We start from the raw sequence: 968 nt of genomic DNA on the forward strand, positions 1-968 counted from the left end.
GCCGCGTCCGGGCCGGCGGCCACGCTGGCGGGCAGCTGCTCAAGGTAGAAAATCTTGTCGCCGTCGGCGGCTTCCACGTGGCTGAGCTCGCCCACGGCCGAACCCGGCAGCGCCAGAATGCGCTGGCCCAGGCCCACGGTATCAATCACCACTTTCGCCACGGCTTCGGCCTTTTTCGGCTTCAAATCCTTCACGGCCACTTTGGGCGCGGGGCGGTTGCCCACCGGCTTGCCCACCACAATCGAGTCGGGCTTTGTAATGGCTTCCTTCTCCTCGTCGCTCTGCGGCGCAAACGGCGACGGGTCGCGGCGGTTGAGCACGGCCACGTACAGCGTGCGCTTGCTGTTGCGGTCGTAGGAGGTCATATCCAGCCAGGTGGCACGCAGGGCCACGTCGTTGCTGGCCGTGAAAAACAGGTACTTGCCGTCGCGGCTGAACGCGGGCGCAGTGGCGTCGCTGCGGCCGTCGCTCACGGCCACGCGGCGACCGCTGGGCAGGTGGTACACCCACACGGTGCGCATGTGGTTGGGCATCTGCTGCGAATAGGCCAGCCACTGCCCGTCGGGCGACCACGCCGGTTCCAGCGCGGGCTCGCCCAGAATGGGGCCGTAGGTGTCAGTCCCTACGCGAGTGGTTTTCTTCGACGCCAGGTCGAGGTACCACAGATTCAGCTTCTTATCGGTGTAGGCAATTTTCTTGCTGTCGGGCGACCACAGCGGCCGGAAATAAAACGAATTCGGCCCCAGCGAGTACGCCTGCGCCGGTTTCAGCCCGCGCTGGTCCTGCACCATCAGCTGGTACTCGCCCGAGGCGTCGGACAGGTAGGCGATGTGCGCGCCGTCGGGGGCCCAGGCTGGGTACCGCTCGTGCGAAGTGTCGGAGTGCGTCAGGTTGCGGCTCTCGCCCTTCTTGGCGGGCACCGTGAACACGTCGCCGCGCGCCTCCACCACGGCGCGTACGCCCGTGGG

At 66.8% G+C, this 968-nt stretch carries 1 pseudogene; it reads right to left on the bottom strand.

Features of this window, described 5'->3' with window-relative positions:
- Nucleotides 1–968 (bottom strand): annotated as a pseudogene (locus tag ACYVDE_RS24290) (protease); the annotation flags it as partial.

The organism is Hymenobacter agri, assembly GCF_054778495.1.